Origin of the sequence: Roseovarius sp. D0-M9, assembly GCF_037083805.1 — a bacterium.
Classification (GTDB): Bacteria; Pseudomonadota; Alphaproteobacteria; order Rhodobacterales; family Rhodobacteraceae; genus Roseovarius.
In genome coordinates, this window is record NZ_JBAPKZ010000109.1 from 1 (window position 1) to 1,738 (window position 1,738).

The 1,738-nt window shown below is 50.5% G+C and carries 1 protein-coding gene; it reads left to right on the plus strand.

Translation table 11 applies throughout. The features are described from left to right. The first annotated feature begins 502 nt into the window (after positions 1-502). The gene (locus V8352_RS21690; protein WP_336426332.1) at positions 503-1,711 is read left to right on the plus strand and encodes a hypothetical protein; all 1,209 of its coding nucleotides are present in this window, start codon (positions 503-505) and stop codon (positions 1,709-1,711) included. Positions 1,712-1,738 lie beyond the last annotated feature (27 nt).

Here is a 1,738-nt window from a genome sequence, read left to right on the forward strand (position 1 = left end):
CGCTCTGACAGCCCTCATGCGAAAGCTCATCGAACTGGCCAACGCACTCGTCCGACAAGACCGAGAATGGACGCCAAAAACAGCTTGATCAAGACGGATACTCTAAACTTGCTCAGGAGCGGTTTATTCAGAGCCTTGCTGATACTCGGAATGTTTGCAGTCACGCCAAAGGTCGCGAACCAACCAAGGACGAGATAACGGAGCTTGTGGAGGGGACGGGAAAAGTGCTTAAGACAATCTTCTGAGCCCGCACTGGGAGCACCCCCCATTCTATGCCTTCACGAACGTCTTGGGGAACTGCCCGACACCGTACGCAATTCTCCGCTTTGTATTTTGGTCTGCATTCGGCTGGGAGCGATCAAACAGCGTGTTCAGCAGGAAGTCCATTGCGGGGAAGTGCATGCTGCATTGCCGCAAGGCGAACTTGAATGCTGAGCTGCGACGAGTTATTTGAAATCCTTCTTCAACATAGAAAGGATTCAAGGTCCGGTTTGAGCCCAAATTGTCTGATGCTGCAGCATGTTCGAATGGCAGCGATGTGCGGAAGCCGATCGTCGCTACGAAATTACTCGAGGCAAGCCTTTCAGACTGCGAGGATCTGGTCTTGTCAAGTGCCCCCAACGAGACGAAATCTCGGATACACTTTGCCAATCTGCTTGCGTGTTGTCCGAAATTCTACAAACTGACGTCAGTTGATTTCAAAGACGGGTTTTCTATGGGTGACAATGCTCGCTACGTGTTTCGTGCGTCTCGTGATGCACATAAGTCAATCACACGCTTGTTCGATTTTGTCCATCCAACGGCCATTTCTCTCTGGAACCTCCGGTGGCAGGTGCAGGGCTATATTTCGAGTGTTCCTGAGGCCGACGCGAAGATGCTTGAAGCGCGGTTTGCGAGTGGTTCAGGCATTGGTGCTGGCTCGCTAAAGAGGGCCACAGTTGAAACCACTTGGAACGAACAGCTCGGGAGCTTCGCGTCCTTCATTCTCATAAACACTATCGCGATTTTTGAAGACTACGTTTCGGCAATCTGTGAAGTTTCAAGCCTCTCCAACTCTCAAAAGAGAGCAGTTGAAAAACAGCTTCAGTTTCCAAGCGCATCAAACAACGGTGGATTTTCTGAAGCAAGATCAACGCTGGGCGTCTCTAACTTAGTTGCAGGTGCTGTCACATGGGATCAGAGAACCGCGCGCAGAATTGACGAAGCAAATATTGACAGCCTACTAATTTGCTTCCGATATTTTAAGGAACTTCGCAATTCTATATCCCACAATGGCGGTAGGGTTGGGCAAAGACAACTGGACGCTCAGTCAGATTATCATCAAGCAATTGCGAACGGAAAGATCGGTTCGGTGCAAGCGCCCGACTACCTCCCGGCCCAAACGCTCGCAGACGAAGCCAAGCCAATCTATCGAGGAGTGATTGGCTTTTCTGAAGTGATTTTGCATATTATTGCAACATACGACTACATCTTGTCGCAGACGCCGGTTGTAGAAAACGAACTGCGAGCAGTGCTTGTCTTAGATAAAATGATGTGGCCGACTAGCAAAATCGGAAAAATGCGCAGATTTAACAAGATTTTTGATCGGAACAGATTTCCGAAGTTTGTGCCGGCACCCGATCTGGTTGCTTTCCGGCTTCTTCGCGGTTTGTGTGGGTGTGCGGGTCTCCGGTCAGTTCACGACCACACCAGATGTTGTGTCGTAGGGTGACGCGGGCAGGTGCTTGAGCCGACCGGC